This window comes from Variovorax sp. PAMC28562 (assembly GCF_014303735.1).
In the GTDB taxonomy this organism is placed as follows: domain Bacteria; phylum Pseudomonadota; class Gammaproteobacteria; order Burkholderiales; family Burkholderiaceae_C; genus Variovorax.
Window position 1 is genome coordinate 3,936,376 of sequence record NZ_CP060296.1, and the last position, 16,178, is coordinate 3,952,553.

17 protein-coding genes are annotated in these 16,178 nt (G+C 60.6%); 7 read left to right on the plus strand and 10 right to left on the minus strand.

Going from position 1 to position 16,178, the window contains the following annotated elements; all coding sequences use genetic code 11:
- Positions 1-17: 17 nt before the first annotated feature.
- Positions 18-1,301, plus strand: coding sequence for an amidohydrolase family protein (locus tag H7F36_RS18485; protein ID WP_187052164.1), 1,284 nt, complete (start codon positions 18-20; stop codon positions 1,299-1,301).
- Here H7F36_RS18485 and H7F36_RS18490 read toward each other — a convergent pair.
- The 3 genes from H7F36_RS18490 to H7F36_RS18500 all read right to left on the minus strand — a co-directional run bounded on the left by H7F36_RS18490 (position 1,279) and on the right by H7F36_RS18500 (position 3,700).
- A complete protein-coding gene (locus tag H7F36_RS18490; protein ID WP_222620402.1) occupies positions 1,279-2,142 on the minus strand; it encodes an NAD-dependent protein deacetylase in 864 nt (287 codons plus the stop codon). The two genes, H7F36_RS18485 and H7F36_RS18490, sit on opposite strands and share 23 nt — an antisense overlap.
- A gap of 80 nt (positions 2,143-2,222) precedes the next feature.
- Positions 2,223-2,942 carry a hypothetical protein gene (locus H7F36_RS18495; protein ID WP_187052166.1) on the minus strand — a complete coding sequence of 240 codons (720 nt, stop codon included), beginning with the start codon at positions 2,940-2,942 and terminating at the stop codon, positions 2,223-2,225.
- Positions 2,939-3,700, minus strand: coding sequence for a winged helix-turn-helix domain-containing protein (locus tag H7F36_RS18500; protein ID WP_187052167.1), 762 nt, complete (start codon positions 3,698-3,700; stop codon positions 2,939-2,941). The genes H7F36_RS18495 and H7F36_RS18500 overlap by 4 nt, the downstream gene beginning before the upstream one ends.
- A gap of 198 nt (positions 3,701-3,898) precedes the next feature.
- Here H7F36_RS18500 and H7F36_RS18505 point away from each other — a divergent pair, with 198 nt between their 5' ends.
- Positions 3,899-4,630, plus strand: coding sequence for a response regulator transcription factor (locus H7F36_RS18505; RefSeq protein WP_187052168.1), 732 nt, complete (start codon positions 3,899-3,901; stop codon positions 4,628-4,630).
- A gap of 47 nt (positions 4,631-4,677) precedes the next feature.
- Here the strand turns inward: H7F36_RS18505 and H7F36_RS18510 are convergent, their stop codons facing one another.
- The 5 genes from H7F36_RS18510 to clpS all read right to left on the minus strand — a co-directional run bounded on the left by H7F36_RS18510 (position 4,678) and on the right by clpS (position 11,180).
- Positions 4,678-5,010: an FHA domain-containing protein gene (locus H7F36_RS18510; RefSeq protein ID WP_187052169.1), complete on the minus strand. Its 333-nt coding sequence runs from the start codon at positions 5,008-5,010 to the stop codon at positions 4,678-4,680.
- A gap of 348 nt (positions 5,011-5,358) precedes the next feature.
- Entirely contained in the window at positions 5,359-6,798 is a 1,440-nt protein-coding gene (sbcB, locus tag H7F36_RS18515) for an exodeoxyribonuclease I (protein ID WP_187052170.1), read from the minus strand.
- A 1-nt stretch (position 6,799) separates the two neighbouring features.
- Positions 6,800-8,245 (minus strand): cardiolipin synthase, encoded by a 1,446-nt coding sequence (cls, locus tag H7F36_RS18520; protein WP_187052171.1) that lies wholly within the window; start codon positions 8,243-8,245, stop codon positions 6,800-6,802.
- Between the two features lie 177 nt (positions 8,246-8,422).
- Positions 8,423-10,744: an ATP-dependent Clp protease ATP-binding subunit ClpA gene (gene clpA / locus H7F36_RS18525; protein ID WP_187052172.1), complete on the minus strand. Its 2,322-nt coding sequence runs from the start codon at positions 10,742-10,744 to the stop codon at positions 8,423-8,425.
- A 76-nt stretch (positions 10,745-10,820) separates the two neighbouring features.
- Positions 10,821-11,180 (minus strand): ATP-dependent Clp protease adapter ClpS, encoded by a 360-nt coding sequence (clpS, locus tag H7F36_RS18530; protein ID WP_187052173.1) that lies wholly within the window; start codon positions 11,178-11,180, stop codon positions 10,821-10,823.
- Between the two features lie 365 nt (positions 11,181-11,545).
- Between clpS and H7F36_RS18535 the strand changes: the two genes are divergently transcribed.
- From H7F36_RS18535 to H7F36_RS18545, 3 genes are all read left to right on the plus strand, one after another.
- Positions 11,546-11,863, plus strand: a complete 318-nt coding sequence (locus tag H7F36_RS18535; protein WP_187052174.1) for a cell envelope biogenesis protein TolA — start codon at positions 11,546-11,548, stop codon at positions 11,861-11,863.
- A 155-nt stretch (positions 11,864-12,018) separates the two neighbouring features.
- The gene (locus H7F36_RS18540) at positions 12,019-12,213 is read left to right on the plus strand and encodes a hypothetical protein (RefSeq protein WP_187055160.1); all 195 of its coding nucleotides are present in this window, start codon (positions 12,019-12,021) and stop codon (positions 12,211-12,213) included.
- A gap of 130 nt (positions 12,214-12,343) precedes the next feature.
- Positions 12,344-12,766 carry a DUF192 domain-containing protein gene (locus H7F36_RS18545; RefSeq protein ID WP_261802680.1) on the plus strand — a complete coding sequence of 141 codons (423 nt, stop codon included), beginning with the start codon at positions 12,344-12,346 and terminating at the stop codon, positions 12,764-12,766.
- Between the two features lie 80 nt (positions 12,767-12,846).
- On the opposite strand, the gene H7F36_RS22315 is transcribed toward H7F36_RS18545, so the two are convergent.
- Positions 12,847-13,428: a superoxide dismutase gene (locus H7F36_RS22315; protein WP_261802378.1), complete on the minus strand. Its 582-nt coding sequence runs from the start codon at positions 13,426-13,428 to the stop codon at positions 12,847-12,849.
- 48 nt (positions 13,429-13,476) lie between these two features.
- Complete coding sequence (gene xseA, locus H7F36_RS18550) at positions 13,477-14,790, minus strand: exodeoxyribonuclease VII large subunit (RefSeq protein WP_261802379.1); 1,314 nt, start codon at positions 14,788-14,790, stop codon at positions 13,477-13,479.
- Positions 14,791-15,100: 310 nt separating this feature from the next.
- On the opposite strand from xseA, the gene H7F36_RS18555 reads away from it, so the two are divergent.
- Both H7F36_RS18555 and H7F36_RS18560 read left to right on the plus strand, forming a co-directional pair.
- Complete coding sequence (locus H7F36_RS18555; RefSeq protein WP_187055077.1) at positions 15,101-15,733, plus strand: MotA/TolQ/ExbB proton channel family protein; 633 nt, start codon at positions 15,101-15,103, stop codon at positions 15,731-15,733.
- A gap of 18 nt (positions 15,734-15,751) precedes the next feature.
- Positions 15,752-16,177 (plus strand): ExbD/TolR family protein, encoded by a 426-nt coding sequence (locus H7F36_RS18560; RefSeq protein ID WP_187052176.1) that lies wholly within the window; start codon positions 15,752-15,754, stop codon positions 16,175-16,177.
- The last annotated feature ends 1 nt before the right edge of the window (position 16,178 follow it).

Sequence of the window (16,178 nt, forward strand, 5' to 3'; positions counted from 1 at the left end):
CAGCGGGTTCGCCGACCATGCTCGACCTTATCGTCACCCACGCCACCCTGCCCGACGGTCGCACCGACATGTCGATCGCCGTGCAGCACGGCCGCATCGTTGAAGTGACTAAGGGGTTCGATGCGCCTGCGCACGAAACCATAGACGCCCAGGGGATGCTCGTCGCACCGCACTTCGTCGATCCGCACTTCCATATGGATGCCACGCTCAGCTACGGCTTGCCGCGCGTCAACGAAAGCGGCATGCTGCTTGAAGGTATCGCGTTGTGGGGTGAGCTCAAGCCGTTGCTCAAGGCCGAAGCCTTGATCGAACGTGCCCTCGCCTATTGCGACTGGGCCATCGCCAAGGGCTTGCTCGCGATTCGTACGCATGTCGACACGAGCGACCCGAGCCTGCTCGCAGTCGACGCGCTGCTCGAAGTGAAGCGCCTGGTCGCGCCGTACATCGACTTGCAGCTCGTGGCGTTCCCGCAGGACGGTGTGCTGCGTGCGGCCGGCGGCGTCGACAGCCTGAAGCGTGCGCTCGACAAGGGCGTCGACGTGGTCGGCGGCATTCCGCATTTCGAGCGAACGATGGCCGAAGGCGCTGCGAGCGTGAAGCTGCTGTGCGAGATCGCAGCCGAGCGCGGCAAGCTGGTCGACATGCATTGCGACGAATCGGACGACCCGCTGTCGCGCCATATCGAGACGCTAGCGTATGAGGCGCAACGACTGGGCCTGCAAGGCCGCGTCAACGGATCGCACTGCACGTCGATGCACAGCATGGACAACTACTACGTCAGCAAGCTGCTCCCGTTGATCGCCGGGAGCGGCGTCAGCGTGATCGCCAACCCGCTCATCAACATCACGCTCCAGGGCCGCCACGACACCTACCCCAAGCGCCGCGGCATGACACGCGTGCCGGAGCTGATGGCTGCGGGCGTCAACGTCGCCTTCGGCCACGACTGCGTGATGGACCCGTGGTACGGCATGGGCTCGGGCGACATGCTCGAGGTCGCGCACATGGGCCTGCACGTGGCGCAGATGACGAGCCAGGCCGGCATTCGCGCGTGCTTCGAAGCGGTGACCACCAACGCTGCGAAGGTGATGCACCTCGACGGCTACGGGCTCGATGCCGGTTGCGATGCCAGCTTCGTGTTGCTGCAGGCCCGAGATGCTGTCGAAGCGATAAGGCTGCGCGCCACGCGGCTCAAAGTGTTCAAGAAAGGCAAGCTGCTGGCGGAGACGCCAGCATCGACTGCACGTCTGCATGTGAAAGGTCGCGCGGAGGCGACATCTTTCATGCCGTCGCGCGGTGCCTGAGTGCCTGAACCAGTGCCGAAAGCGTTTCCCCGACCGGTAACTCGACCTTCAGCGTAAAAAAATCGTCCGCGCGGGTACGACCAAGATTGACCGCTGCTACCGGCTTGCCGGCAGCCACCGCCGCCTGCACGAACCTGAAGCCCGAATACACCATCAGCGACGATCCGGTGACGAGCATGGCGTCGGCTTTGCTTAGGGCTGCGAAAGCCGCGGTGACACGATCGCGAGGGACGCCCTCACCGAAGAACACCACATCGGGTTTGAGCATGCCGCCGCAGACGGAACACGGCGGCACGTCGAACGATGAGAAGTCGTGGCCTTCGATGTCGGCGTCGCCATCGGGTGCGGCGCGCGCTTCGAGCGTTGCCCATGCAGGGTTGCGACGGCGTAGTTCGATCTGGAGTTCGGAGCGTGGCGAGCGCGTCTCGCAAGCCATGCAGCGAACGGTGTCGATACGGCCGTGCAGGTCAATGATGTTGCGGGTGCCCGCCGCGTCGTGCAGCCCATCGACGTTTTGCGTGAGGAGGAGTTCGACGCGACCGGATGCTTCGAGTTGCGCCAGTGCACGATGGGCTGGTCCAGGCGTGGCCAGCGCCATGGTTGGCCAGCCGATCAAGCTGCGCGCCCAGTAGCGTTTGCGCGTCGCCTCTTCGCCCATGAAGGCCTGATAGGTGACGGGCGAGGGCCGCTTCCAGTCGCCCTTCTCGTCGCGGTAGTCGGGAATGCCCGATTCGGTGCTGCAACCGGCGCCGCTCAACACGAAGAGCCGACGGTGACGCGTGGCGAAATCAGCAAGTGCGGCAAGTGCAGATACCGGGGCTGCGGCGGCGATGTCATCCATGCGGCGGAGCATACGAGGACGCGCAAGTGCTCACAGCGGCGGGGCTGTTCAGCGACCGCCCCGCGAACCTCGGTGAACCCTCAGTGGGCAGCTGTTCTTTGCGGCGCTCGACCTTGCCCGGAGGTCAGCACATAGCCCGATCGCAAAAGACTCTGCAGGTTGAAGCCGTGCCGGCCATCGAGTTCGAGATGCTTGCGCAGGTGATCCGTCATGGTCTCGGGCGGGCCACCCATCAGCGCAGGGATTTCATCCCAGGAAGACATGTCGAGACGCGCCTCGGACAACGGGGTGTTCTGGTTGCGAAAGAACGTGAGCGCGACGCTGAAGGCGCTGTCGCTCAGGGACTTCAATTCGTTCTCGACGAAGACCTGACCGGGCGGCCGAAACTCGTAGTTGCCGAACGACAGCGGCGAGGGAGCGATGCTGCCGCCTGCCCTGACCTTGGCCAGCACTTGCTTGACCTTGGCCTGAATGGCTTTTTCATCCAGCACGCGCAATGCCGGGTTTTGCGCGAACCCGCCCGAGGGCAAATAACTCGCCTTGTTGACCACCATCAACGCTGTCCGCGGATTGACGAGTAGCCGGATGCGATCGGCGCTTTCAGACGCACCGGCAAGGGTTTCCCCGATGACAATCATCGACAACGCCTTGCCGCTCGCAAGCAATTTCAGGAGGCCCGCCGCCGAGTCGTAGGCCAGCGATGCACAGCAATTTGCTGCAAGCAAGCGTCGCAGCCGGGCGCGTTCCAATGCGTTTTCACTCCATACTGCCGCCACCGGGCCAGCGCCTTTTTCAATCATTGTGCAGCCTCCGCATAGGACGTGCCAATCAACGGCTGGACGTATATTCTGTCGCTCGCGGGTGGTTTCCAGAGTTGTGTTTTATCGATCAGGCAATAGCCTGTTCCGTGTACCGATCGAAGAACGAAACCATGCTCGCCTTTGAGTTCCAGTGCGCTACGCAATTGAGCAATGGCTGTATCGACCACACGTGAATTGGTCATTCGTGGCCATATCGCCTCGTAAATTTCACGACGCGATACCGTGCGGCCAATTCGACTGAACAACAGACGCGCTAGCCGAAATCGCTTTGGTTGGAGATGAACTTCGTGGTGGCCCATATGAATGGTGAACACCGAAGCATCGAATCGGTAGGGCCCGACTTCCAGTGCATCTTCTATTTCGTCGCCTTTGCGACTAAAGACCAACCTGCTGTAAAGCAATTGAATACGGGCCACCAATTCCTCATCGGAAAAAGGTCGCACCAGAAAATCGAAGAACTCTTTGTGGTCGCTTCGTTGTATGTCGTTTATTGCGTTGGGCATGACCACTGCAAGCAGTGGAATGCTGGCGCCGAGGCTGTCGTGCGCCATTTCGACTTCCTCAATCGACGTAGCCTGCTCGCCAAGGCCTAGTACGACGAGGTCGACCACGGCGCCCCACTTCATGGCTTTCGACAGATCTGCGAGCGAAGAAAAAATCTCGGCTTCGCTTGATACTTTCGACAACATTTCTTGAATGATTGCTGAAGGGCGGGGTCCAACGATAGCGATGTTCATGCACCGGATGATTCCTTTGGTTTGCTTTTTCCGCATTGCAAACGCGAGGATTCGAAAGTATTGAACAGTTGTTTTTTACATTTTGTTTAAAAGGTCACAGATCATGAACAGGCTTACCAGAACTCTTACCGCGTTGGGAGATTTTGGTAGATTTGGATGTTGCAATTCGACAAGAATCTAGAGAGAAACTTGGGAGAAATGATGCGTATCGCCTTGCTTGAAGATGAATTGCCGCAAATGCAATTGCTGGTCGCCACCCTGGAGACGATGACTGTGGCCGGTTACGAAAACACGAGCTGCGAGCAGTTCACCGACGGCGAGATGCTCCGGACGGCGCTGCGAACCGATTCGTTCGACCTGCTGATCCTCGACTGGAACGTGCCGGGGCTGGATGGGCTGGAACTCTTGCGATGGCTGCGCGACTACCGCCGATTGACCGTACCGGTCATCATGCTCAGCGCCCGCGGTGCCGAGCGGGATGTGGCCGAGGCACTCAGCGCAGGCGCCAATGACTATGTGATCAAACCTTTCAGGCCGATCGAGTTGGTCGCGCGCGTCAAACGTTTTCGCACGCCGCAGGAAACCGCAAAAGGCTGGGTGGAAACGATCGGCGAATGGAAGTTTTTCCACGAGAGCGCTACCGTAATCCGTGCCGGTTTGCCTCCGCAGCTTTTTACGTTGAGCGAACGTGAATTCAGTTTGGCGATCGCCCTGTTTCGCAACCTGGGACGGGTCGTCTCGCGCTTCTATTTGCTGGAGGCGACCAACCAGGACGCGCGCTCCAGCAGCACGCGAATTCTGGACAATCAGATCTTCAAGGTGCGCCGCAAACTTTCGCTGGAAACCAACGGGTTGCAGCTCCAGACCATCTATGGGCAGGGTTACCGGCTGGCGCCCAGCCATGCGGCCGAGCCCGATGCGGACAGCTGAAAGAGAGACGCCAAGGCCATCCCGCAGATCACTCCGGCAAGTGATCGTCAGGTGCTTTGCATCAACGCCAGCGCGGAGTCTGGTCCGACCGGCGCAGTCTCGAAGAACCTGAAGCGCGTGTTGCCAATCCGGATGACATCGAGATGCCGCAGCTGACCGGCCTTGACCTTGAAGCCGTTCACGTACAAGCCGTTGCGGCTCGACAGATCGAGGATGCCGGACGTGTACCGCGACATGGCGATGCGCACATGCTGACGACTGACGCGCTCGTCGTACACGACCACGTCACACACAGAGTCGCGGCCGATCACCACGTTATTGGATGGAAGTATGGTCAGCTTGGAAAGACCGTGGTCGAGTTGAATCAGGCTGCGTTTCATGGAGCACCTCTGGAGATGGAGACAGGCACGGACGTCAGGCGACCATCACGCACAACGTGAAAGTCATCGCGACGAGCAGCAGAACGATGTGGACTAAGGTTGTCATGCCGCCATCGTCGAACGCCGGGCCGAAATCAGAGATGCGAAAAAAAGGTTCCGATAGGTTTCAAGTAACACAAAGGCACGCGTCGCGCAGAATGTCACGCAGCCAAATGCTCTACTTCTGAAGCGGGGCCCAAAGGTCTAGCCACATGTGAATCTTCGACACAAACGTGCAGACTGGTAGTGAAGGCGTCGGACTGCTGCGTGTAGCGGGCGACGGATCGACACCACTACGTTCCCTGTTGACTAACGCTCCGGCACGATCGCCTCGGCGTACTCGTACAACGCACCGAGCAGTTCTTCGCCACGCTCGTCTGCACTTTCCGACAAGGCATCGATCTCGGTAAAGAGCATGTCGACGCTGCGGGCGCCGCCCTCGCCTTCGAGCAACCGCGCCGCGCGATGCGCTTCCCAACGCTCGGTTTCTTCGGCTGTCAGTGTCTCGGGCCAGTTGCGCGCGCGGTAGCGGAACACGATCTCTTCGAGCCGCGCGTCGTCGAAGCCGACGCGCTCGCGCGCGAGGTCGGCCGGAGACAGGCCGCGCACGCGCAGCAAACGACGACGGTCCGCATCGCCAACAAAGCCGCCGTACAGGTCTTCATCGACGTCAGGAGTCGCCTCTTTGGGCCGCGCATAGACCTGTGGCCAGATCGCGCTCATGTCGGGCAAGCCGCGTGCGATCTCGGCGTTGCGCGAAGCCGCTTCGAGGTCGATGCCCCAGCGTTCGGCCATCGCAGGTGACAGTGTGCGAATCGCGCCCACGACCATCGGCGACTTGTTGAGATGGATGCCCTTGACCGGCAGTCTCACCACGCCTTCCGGCAAGTCTGCAGTGCGCGTGAACAGGCGCAATCGCAACGTTTCGACATCCAGATCGCGCAACTCGGCAGGATCGTATGCAAGATCCCAGGCGATCAGTTCGTTCTTGTTCGTCGGATGGCTCGCGAGCGGCCACATGACGGCCAGGCATCCGCGCTCGGTTGGGAACATGCCCGACACGTGCAGGAAGGGCTTTGCCGTATCACGCGTAGACGGCAGGCCGAGCTCACGCGCGACGCGGTCCTTCTTGTGCAGGCTGAAGGCGAACTCGAAGAGCTTGGGCTGCTTGTCGCGAATCAGGCGCGCCAGCGCGATGGTCGCCCGCACGTCGGACAGCGCATCGTGCGCAGCCTCGTGCAGCAGCCCGTTAGCGCGTGCCAGGTCGCCCAGCTTGAAGCTGGGCTTGCCGTCTTCTTTCTTCGGCCACTCGATGCCGTCCGGGCGCAACGCCCAGGTAAGGCGAACCACGTCGAGCAAATCCCATCTGCCGCAGTCGTTTTGCCACTCGCGGGCGTACGGATCGATCAGGTTCCGCCAGAACATGAAGCGGGTGACTTCGTCGTCGAAGCGGATGGTGTTGTAGCCGACGCCAACGGTACCGGGTTGCGCAAAGGCACGTTCGATCTGCGCCGCAAATTCGTGCTCGGCAATGCCGCGCTCGAGGCACAACTGCGGCGTGATGCCGGTGATCAGGCAGGCCTCGGGACTCGGCAAATAGTCGGGCGCCGGCTTGCAATAGATCATGAGCGGCTCGCCAATTTCATTCAGCTCCGCGTCGGTGCGAATCGCTGCAAACTGCGATGGCCGGTCGCGCCGTGGTACGGCACCGAAAGTTTCGTAGTCGTGCCAAAGAAAGGTGTGGGACATGTCAGAGCAACGGTGAAAAAAGACGAGCGACAGCTTCCCAGAGGCGGCCATGGAAAGTCTGATGGCGGCGGGCACGCACCGCAGCAGAACTGTGCAGATCGGTTTCGAACTGCGCAGCCAGCGGCTTGGCGAGCGCCGGGCCATAGACCACGGCCATCACTTCGAAGTTGAGGCGAAAGCTGCGATTGTCGAAGTTGGCGGTGCCGATCATCGCGCAGTTGTCGTCGACCAGAAGGGTCTTCGAGTGCAGCATGCGCGCCTTGTACTCCCACACCTTGACGCCGGCGGCGATCAACTCGTCGAAGTACGAGCGCGCCGCCGCGCTGACCACCAAACTATCGCTGCGCCGAGGCACCAGCAGGCGCACATCGACACCGCGCAGCGCAGCGCTCGTCAACGCCATGAGCGCCGGCTCGCCCGGCACGAAGTACGGCGTCGTAAGCCATGCGCGCTCGTTTGCCGAATTAATCGCAGACACATGCATGCGATGGATCGCCTCCAATGGGCTGTCGGGCCCACTGGTCACGATTTGCACCGGAATATCGCCTGCCTCGGCGCGCGGTAGCAAGTGCGGCAGGGTGTCGTCCATGTCACGCGGATCTTCGCCGGTCGCGTAGGTCCAGTCTTCGAGAAACGTGGTTTGCAGCCAGCGCACCGCACTGCCCTCGATACGCAAATGCACGTCGTGGTATGCGTCTGCGCGGGTACGCTTGTCTTCCTCGTCGGTGATATTCACGCCGCCGGTGAAACCGGTAAAGCCGTCGCAGACGACGATTTTGCGGTGGGTGCGGTAGTTGATTACCGGACGCAAACGTCGGCCGATGCGCGTGTCATGAAAGAGCGCGACCTTGACGCCCGCCGCGTGCATCGGTGCCATGAACTTGTGGCCGATGCGCTTGGAGCCCAAAGCGTCGAGCAACAGCCGCACCACGACACCTTGCTGCGCCTTGTGCACGAGGAGATCGCGCAGGGCGGTGCCGATGGTGTCGGGCTCGAAGATGTAGTACTCGAGGTGCACATGATCGCGCGCGTTGCGAATGGCTTCGAAGATGGCATCGAAGGTGCGCGCACCGCCAGACAGCAACTCGACATCGGTGGCGCTCGACACCGGCAGGCCGCATGTCGCCGTGCCCAGTCCGGCCATTTGCCGTAACGCAGGCGGGGCGTGCTGGCGTGCTTCGCGAAGCAAGGCGAGGTCGGCCGTGGCGTTGGCACTGGCACGGATTCGCAGACGCTTGAGGCGTTGCTTCTTGAGCCGCTGCGGCCCGAGAAAGTAATAGATGACGAAGCCCGCGAACGGCAGCAGTGCGAGCGACAGTATCCAGCTCATCGTCGACACCGGCGCGCGCTTTTGCATCACGATCCAGATCGACAACACCGCGATGTAGCCGCTCCATGCGAAAGAGAGGCCGGTTTTCCATTCCTGGCTGAGTTCGGGGAGGATCAAAAGATGCGGGCCAAGAACGAGCGGTCAAAAAATGGAGCCGGAAGAACACAAACGAAGAAGGGACCAAGGCAGAAACCGCAAAGGCAGAAACGACAAAGGCCGGGAGCGCATGCTACCGGCCTTTGGAGGCGACGCGACCACGAGGGCCGCGTACAACGTCAAGTCAACGTGTCAGAGTCAACCCGCTGCAGTCTCTTCCGCTTCGGGCTTGGATTTGCCTTCCTTCTTCGACAACGGCTGAATGTCGAGCAGCACTTCGCCCTTGTCATCGACGTCGACCGACAGACGGCCGCCGTCGATCAGGCGTCCGAAGAGCAATTCGTCGGCCAGCGCGCGACGGATCGTGTCCTGGATCAAGCGCTGCATGGGGCGAGCGCCCATCAACGGATCGAAGCCCTTCTTCGCGAGGTGCTTGCGCAACGCATCGCTGAAAGTGACGTCGACCTTCTTCTCGGTCAGCTGCTGCTCGAGTTGCAGCAAGAACTTGTCCACTACGCGCAGGATGACGATTTCATCCAGGGCCTTGAAGCTGACGGTCGCATCCAGACGATTGCGGAACTCCGGCGTGAACAGTCGCTTGATGTCGGCCATCTCATCTCCCGCTTGACGCGGGTTGGTGAAGCCGATGGTCGCCTTGTTCATGGTCTCTGCGCCCGCATTGGTGGTCATCACGATGATCACGTTGCGGAAGTCGGCCTTGCGCCCGTTGTTGTCGGTCAGCGTGCCATGGTCCATGACCTGCAGCAGCACGTTGTAGATGTCCGGATGGGCTTTCTCGATTTCGTCGAGCAACAGCACAGAGTGCGGCTTCTTGGTAACAGCTTCGGTCAGCAGACCGCCTTGGTCGAACCCGACATAGCCCGGAGGCGCACCGATCAGGCGGCTCACCGCATGACGTTCCATGTACTCCGACATGTCGAAGCGAATCAGCTCGATGCCCATGATGTAGGCGAGCTGCTTGGCGGCTTCGGTTTTGCCGACGCCGGTGGGACCGCTGAACAGGAACGAGCCGATCGGCTTGTCTGCACGGCCGAGGCCGGAGCGCGCCATCTTGACCGCGGATGCCAGCACTTCTAGTGCCTTGTCCTGACCGAACACGACACTCTTCAGGTCGCGCTCGATGGTCTGCAGCTTGCCGCGATCGTCATTGCTGACATTGGCAGGCGGAATGCGCGCAATCTTCGCGACGATGTCTTCGACTTCGGTCTTGGTGATGGTCTTCTTGCGCTTGCTCGGCGGCAAGATGCGCTGGGCCGCGCCCGCTTCATCGATGACGTCGATCGCCTTGTCAGGCAAATGACGGTCGTTGATGTACTTCGCGCTCAATTCAGCCGCAGCTTGCAGAGCCGCCACCGCGTACTTGACGCCGTGATGCTCTTCGAAGCGAGATTTCAAGCCCTTCAGGATGTCGACTGTTTCCTGCACGGTCGGCTCGACCACGTCGACCTTCTGGAAGCGCCGCGACAGGGCCGCGTCCTTCTCGAAGATGCCACGGTATTCGGTGAAGGTGGTTGCACCAATGCACTTCAGCTGGCCGCTCGAAAGCGCCGGCTTCAGCAGGTTGGAGGCATCAAGCGTGCCGCCCGACGCAGCGCCTGCACCGATGAGGGTGTGGATCTCGTCGATGAAGAGAATCGCATTTGGCTTGTCCTTGAGCGACTTGAGCACGCCCTTCAGGCGTTGCTCGAAGTCACCGCGGTACTTGGTGCCCGCCAACAATGCACCCATGTCGAGCGAATAAACCTGAGCTTCGGCCAGGATCTCTGGCACTTCGTTCTGGGTAATGCGCCAGGCGAGGCCTTCGGCAATCGCGGTCTTGCCGACGCCGGCTTCACCGACCAACAGCGGATTGTTCTTGCGCCGGCGGCACAGGATCTGGATCACGCGCTCGACCTCGTACTCGCGGCCGATCAGCGGATCGATCTTGCCTTCCTTGGCCAACTGATTCAGATTCTGAGTGAACTGTTCGAGTGGCGAAGCCTTCTCGTTCTTTTCACTCCCGCCCTCTTCGCTCTCGCTCGAAGACGATTCGCCCGCGCCCTTGGCGGCTTCCGGCGGATCGCTCTTTTTAATGCCATGAGCGATGAAATTCACGACGTCGAGGCGCGTGACGCCTTGCTGGTGCAAGTAGTACACGGCGTGCGAATCCTTCTCGCCGAAGATCGCAACCAGCACGTTGGCGCCGGTGACTTCCTTCTTGCCGTTGCCGGTGGATTGCACGTGCATGATCGCGCGCTGAATCACGCGTTGGAAACCCAGTGTGGGCTGCGTGTCGACATCGTCGGTACCAGCCACCTGCGGGGTGTTGTCCTTGATGAAGTTGGTGAGCGACGCGCGCAGGTCGTCGACGTTTGCCGAGCAGGCTCGCAAAACTTCTGCGGCGCTCGGGTTGTCCAGCAAAGCGAGCAACAAGTGCTCTACGGTGATGAACTCGTGGCGCTGCTGCCGTGCCTCGACAAAGGCCATGTGCAAGCTGACTTCCAGTTCCTGGGCAATCATGTGATTTCCTTTTGCCTTGCTGTAAATAAAAACTCAGATGGGTTGGAGCGTACCGAAATCAACAGGTTCATTGCGTTCATTCGATAGGCTCACTCACACATTGCAACGGATGGCCGGCCTGATGGGCCGCCTCCATTACCTGATTTACTTTGGTGGCCGCCATGTCGCGGGAATAAACCCCGCAAACGCCGCGGCCGTCCAAATGGATCTTCAGCATGATCTGGGTGGCCGTTTCGCGGTCCTTGCTGAAGAACTCCTGAATCACGACGATGACGAACTCCATCGGGGTGTAGTCGTCGTTCAGCATGACCACCTGGTACATCTGAGGAGGTGCTGTTTTCTGCGGTCGACGCTCGAGGACGACCGAGTCGCCATCGTCCCGCCGCGGCTTCTGGGCCGGCGGTGTCTTGGGGGTCGAGGGAATTCTGGTTGCCATGAAAAATGATTCTATAGAGCGTGCAAGCGGCGTGCCGGGGTGAGAGGAATTGGTGGCAGCTTGCCGACAAATCAAGGCTTCGGTAGCGTGAACGCTTCAGGGTCACTACAAAAAAGCCCGGAGCCATACGCCGAGACGGTGTCGCGAAGGTGAGAGTTGGATGAAGGCGCACTACACGGTGACCTTTCGGCAAGAAGTGGCGACGTAGCGACAGTGCGTTTTCGGCCGGCTGAATAGCCTTAGAATTTTAGATGCAACCGGAGGAGGCGCGGGTCGCTGTCAACCGCATGCCCAACGGCATCGTTGTTGACTGACCTTCTGCTGGCCGGGAGGCGTTTTAAAATCAATCCACTGAGGAATCCGTAATGAGCAAAGTTCTCGCAGTCATGATCGCCGGCCTGTTCGCAGCCGGTGCCTACGCCCAAGCCACGAAGCCAGGCGAACTCGACCCCACGGCCCAGGGCAAGTCTGCTGCCAAAGCAGAAGCCAAGGTCGCTGCGCGTCCTGCTGGCATGGTCAAGGCGCCAGGCGGCGACGAACCCAAGACGGCCGAAGGCGGCGCCATCGGTACCGGCAAGGCAGCCGCTGCAGGTGAAGCCCGCGCCGAAACGCGCGATGCACGTCGTCGCAACAAGGACGGCAGCCTGAAGCGCCGCAGCACGCAGGGCGGCACGCCCAACTAATTCGGCACCCCGCCGGATTGAAAGAAGCGCTCCTAGGGCGCTTTTTTTTCGCGTGGGCTGTGAGCAAACGTGTCAACCGCTACGCATGGCATTCGTTGAACGTGGGTCCTTCCACAGGGGGAGGGTTCTTAAATCAACGATTCACAGGATTTCTCATGAACAAGCTGCTTGCCGTTCTCGTCGCCGGTCTCTTTTCTGCTGGCGCATTTGCCCAGGCTCCCGCTCACGTCACCGTTCCGATGGCGCATGTCCACACAGTGGCGCACGCGCCGGTGCATCACATGAAGAAGCACAAGGTGATGGCTCGTCATTACCACCACCGCAAGGCCGTTCGCCGCCACGCGATGTAAGCCTCACCGCTTGCCGACGATGCCCGCGCCTGCGGGCATTTTTGTTTGCGCCGAGAATTGCGCCTTCGCGTTTTGAAAGTCCCTGTTCATGTTCCAGCGTTTCGTCGCCTTGCCCGCGCTGTCTGCCTTCATGGCGCTGTTCTTTGCTCTGCCTGCCCAGGCACAAGAGCCGCAACTGGACCTCCGGCGCGTCAAGCTCACGGCCGGCATGTACCAGATAGACACACAGTTGGCGATGACGCCTCAACAGCGCGAGGTCGGCCTGATGTTCCGCAAGGAAATGCCCCAGGCGGAAGGCATGCTGTTCATTTTCGAGCAACCAGCGACGCAGTGCTTCTGGATGAAGAACACGATCTTGCCGCTGACCGCGGCATTCGTTGCCGATGACGGGCGCATCGTCAACCTGGCGGACATGAAGCCGCAGACCGAAGACTCGCATTGCTCAGAAGAACCGGTCCGATACGTTCTTGAGATGAACCAAGGCTGGTTCGTCAAAAAGAACCTGAAGAAAGGAAACAAGCTCGCTGGAGCACCGTTCGAAATGCAGCGTTGATCGGCGGTGCCACCAACTCGACGCCCAAAAAAAAAGCCGACCCGCGAGTCGGCTTTTTACTGTCTCCGCAGAGTACCGGCTTAGCCGAAGTTCTTTGCTGCGAAGTCCCAGTTCGCCAGCTTTGCCAGGAACGTCTCGACGAATTTTGGGCGCAGGTTGCGGTAGTCGATGTAATAGGCATGTTCCCATACATCGACCGTCAGAAGAGCCGTGTCCGCAGTGGTCAGCGGTGTGCCGGCAGCGCCGGTATTGACGATGTCGACCGAGCCATCAGGCTTTTTCACAAGCCACGTCCAGCCTGAACCGAAGTTGCCGACAGCTGACTTCACGAAGGCTTCCTTGAAAGCGTCGTAGCCGCCCCACTTGGCATCGATGGCTTTTGCCAAAGCGCCGGTGGGGGTGCCGCCGCCCTGTGGCTTCATGCAGCTCCAGAAAAACGTGTGGTTCCAGACCTGGGCCGAGTTGTTGTAGACGCCGCCGCTCGACTTCTTGATGATCTCTTCGAGCGTCATGCTCTCGAATTCGGTGCCCTTTTGCAGGTTGTTCAGGTTCACGACGTAGGCGTTGTGATGCTTGCCGTAGTGATACTCGAACGTTTCTTTTGAGTATTCCGGAGCCAATGCGTCCATTGGGTACGGCAGGGGTGGCAGAACGTGTTCCATGTTTTTTTCTCGCGGGTTGGTTGTGGGATAAAGCATTCTAGAAAGGAATTACAACGGTGGTGTCGGACGCGTTCCCGTTGCCCGCACGCCCGTCACGGCAAGGTCGACGGCGCCATCGGCAAGTCGTGCCTCAACCGCGTCCTCCACGTGGAGCTGCGAGACGCTCGTGACGGCGCGGCCATCCGTGTCGGTGAGCCATGCATAGCCGCGCTGCAGCACCAGCGCCGGGTCCAGCAGGCGCAACCGTGAGGCCACGCGCTCCAGCCGCTCACGCCGCTGCGCCTGACTGCGCTTGAGCTGTTGCGGGAAATCCGCCCGCAGCCGAGTTTGAGCCTCTCCCGCCCGCTGCGTTTTAGACAGCACCGCATAGTGCAAACGCTGCGCCTGGTAAGTCAGCCGCAACCTTTGCCGAGCGACAAGGGTCGAAGGACGTGCGAGACGACCGGCCGCCAAATCGAGACGCTGGCTCAAGACATCGATGCGACTGCCCAGCGCACCGACGAGCCGCTCCTCGATCAACCCGAGCGCACCGAGCCACAGCTCCTGCGATGCGGCGACGAGTTCTGCGGCGGCAGTAGGTGTCGGCGCACGAAGGTCGGCACAAAAGTCCGCAATGGTGAAATCGGTTTCATGACCGACGCCGCAGATGATCGGCACCGGGCTTTGCACGATGGTGCGCGCCAGCGTTTCATCGTTGAAGGCCCACAGATCTTCGATCGAACCGCCACCTCGCACCATCAGGATGACATCGACCGGCGGCTGCATTGCGTAGAGCGCCTGCAACGCGCGAACCAGTTCGGCGGGCGCATTCGCTCCCTGCACTGCGGCTGGCGACAGCACGACCGGTATGTGCGGTACCCGACGGCGCAGTGCGGTCACGACATCGTGCAAGGCCGCAGCGCCCGTCGACGTAACCAACCCGATGGCGCGGGGCATCGATGGCAGCGGTCGTTTGCGCGCCGGATCGAAAAGGCCTTCATGTTCGAGCTTGGCTTTGCGCTGCAAAAATTGCTCAAAGAGCGCACCCTGCCCCGCACGCCGCAGACTTTCGACCACCAGTTGAAGGTCGCCGCGCGGTTCGTAAACGGTAAGCCGGCCGCGCACTTCGACCTGATCACCGTCGCGCGGCACGAAGTCGAGCAGGCTCGCAGCGCGGCGGAACATGGCGCTGCGCAGTTGCCCAGATTCGTCCTTCAAGGAAAAATAGCAGTGACCGCTCGACGCCTTGGAGAAACCGGAAATTTCACCGCGCACGGTCACCGGGTTGAAGCGCGCTTCGAGCGCGTCGCCCACGGCGTGGCACAGCGCGCCAACGGCCCATACCCGACCGCTTGGTGCCGAAAAAAGTCCGCTGTCACTCATCACTGTTCACCGTGCCGCTTGTCGACTCGTCCACATTCCACATTGCGATCAACAAACGGGCCTGACAGGCCAGCAAGCCGCCCGAGTTGCGGTGCAACTCGTTGATTCGATTGGAAAAACAGCTGCTCAAAATTCAATCGATCCAGTGGAAGCCACGGCGGGCGTGGTTTCGCATCGGTTGCTCATGGTGTTACTCACAAAGTTATCCACAGAATCTGTGCGTCGGCGCCTACAGCAGGACATTGCACTTTGTGAAGCGGGCTCGGTGGATAATCGCCGCGCATTTGCAATCCACGGGCCGGAGGGTTCTTTGTTTTCGATCATAGTTGCTGCGGGCTGGCCAATCTGGCCGCTGCTCGCCTGTTCAATACTGGCGCTCGCGCTTGTCATTGAACGATTCACCAGCCTGAAAACCGCCCGTGTGCTGCCCCCAAAGCTGCTCGACGAAGCCATTACCGTGTCGCAGACCTCGATCCCGGGGCCCGACGTGGTGACAAAGCTGGAGAACAATTCGTTCCTCGGCCAGGTACTGGCTGCCGGCTTTCGTGCGCTGAACGCGAATCCACGTTGTACTGAAGACGATCTTCGGGGAGCGATGGAGGCGTCCGGTCGCACGGTTGCTCACAAGCTCGAACGCTGGTTGCCGGCACTGGCGACAATCGCTTCGGCAGCGCCGCTGCTCGGGCTGCTCGGTACGGTCATCGGCATGATCGAAATCTTCGGCTCGCAATCGCCGGCCGGCGGGGCGGTCGGGGCGGGCAATCCGGCACAGCTGGCCCACGGCATCTCGATCGCTCTGTACAACACTGCCTTCGGTCTGATCGTGGCCATTCCGACACTGATTTTCTGGCGCTACTTTCGCACCCGGGTCGACGAGTATTTGCTGAATCTCGAACTTGCCGGCGAGCGTTTTGCGCGGCACCTCAACGCGCTGCGCAAGTAAGCGATGAAGCCCGGACGCATGCACTTTCGACACGGCGCGCGCGACGAGCCGGAGATCAACCTGATTCCGTTCATCGACGTATTGCTGGTGGTGCTGATTTTTCTGATGCTGTCGACCACGTACAGCAAGTTCACCGAGATGCAACTCAAGTTGCCGGTGGCGGATGCGGATGCGCAACGCGACTATCCAAAAGAAGTGATCGTTGCGGTGTCGGCCGATGGTCGCTATTCGATCAACAAGAATGTCCTGCCCGACCGCAGCGTGGAAAGCGTAGCGGCTGCGCTGGCTGCTGCGAGTAACGGAGCCAAGGACAACGTCATCATCATCAGCGCGGACGCGATGTCGCCGCACCAGGCGGTCATCACTGTCATGGAAGCAGCACGGCGCGTTGGCCTTATGCAGATCACCTTCGCAACCCAATCGGCCGCGCAGGCGGGGCGCTAGC

Excerpts from the sequence above, each read along its gene's own strand:
- H7F36_RS18485 (WP_187052164.1), top strand. The coding sequence starts at position 18 with ATGCTCGACCTTATCGTCACCCACGCCACCCTGCCCGACGGTCGCACC.
- H7F36_RS18490 (WP_222620402.1), bottom strand. The coding sequence starts at position 2,142 with ATGGATGACATCGCCGCCGCAGCCCCGGTATCTGCACTTGCCGCACTT.
- H7F36_RS18495 (WP_187052166.1), bottom strand. The coding sequence starts at position 2,942 with ATGATTGAAAAAGGCGCTGGCCCGGTGGCGGCAGTATGGAGTGAAAAC.
- H7F36_RS18500 (WP_187052167.1), bottom strand. The coding sequence starts at position 3,700 with ATGAACATCGCTATCGTTGGACCCCGCCCTTCAGCAATCATTCAAGAA.
- H7F36_RS18505 (WP_187052168.1), top strand. The coding sequence starts at position 3,899 with ATGATGCGTATCGCCTTGCTTGAAGATGAATTGCCGCAAATGCAATTG.
- H7F36_RS18510 (WP_187052169.1), bottom strand. The coding sequence starts at position 5,010 with ATGAAACGCAGCCTGATTCAACTCGACCACGGTCTTTCCAAGCTGACC.
- sbcB (WP_187052170.1), bottom strand. The coding sequence starts at position 6,798 with ATGTCCCACACCTTTCTTTGGCACGACTACGAAACTTTCGGTGCCGTA.
- clpA (WP_187052172.1), bottom strand. The coding sequence starts at position 10,744 with ATGATTGCCCAGGAACTGGAAGTCAGCTTGCACATGGCCTTTGTCGAG.
- clpS (WP_187052173.1), bottom strand. The coding sequence starts at position 11,180 with ATGGCAACCAGAATTCCCTCGACCCCCAAGACACCGCCGGCCCAGAAG.
- H7F36_RS18535 (WP_187052174.1), top strand. The coding sequence starts at position 11,546 with ATGAGCAAAGTTCTCGCAGTCATGATCGCCGGCCTGTTCGCAGCCGGT.
- H7F36_RS18540 (WP_187055160.1), top strand. The coding sequence starts at position 12,019 with ATGAACAAGCTGCTTGCCGTTCTCGTCGCCGGTCTCTTTTCTGCTGGC.
- H7F36_RS18545 (WP_261802680.1), top strand. The coding sequence starts at position 12,344 with ATGGCGCTGTTCTTTGCTCTGCCTGCCCAGGCACAAGAGCCGCAACTG.
- H7F36_RS22315 (WP_261802378.1), bottom strand. The coding sequence starts at position 13,428 with ATGGAACACGTTCTGCCACCCCTGCCGTACCCAATGGACGCATTGGCT.
- xseA (WP_261802379.1), bottom strand. The coding sequence starts at position 14,790 with ATGAGTGACAGCGGACTTTTTTCGGCACCAAGCGGTCGGGTATGGGCC.
- H7F36_RS18560 (WP_187052176.1), top strand. The coding sequence starts at position 15,752 with ATGCACTTTCGACACGGCGCGCGCGACGAGCCGGAGATCAACCTGATT.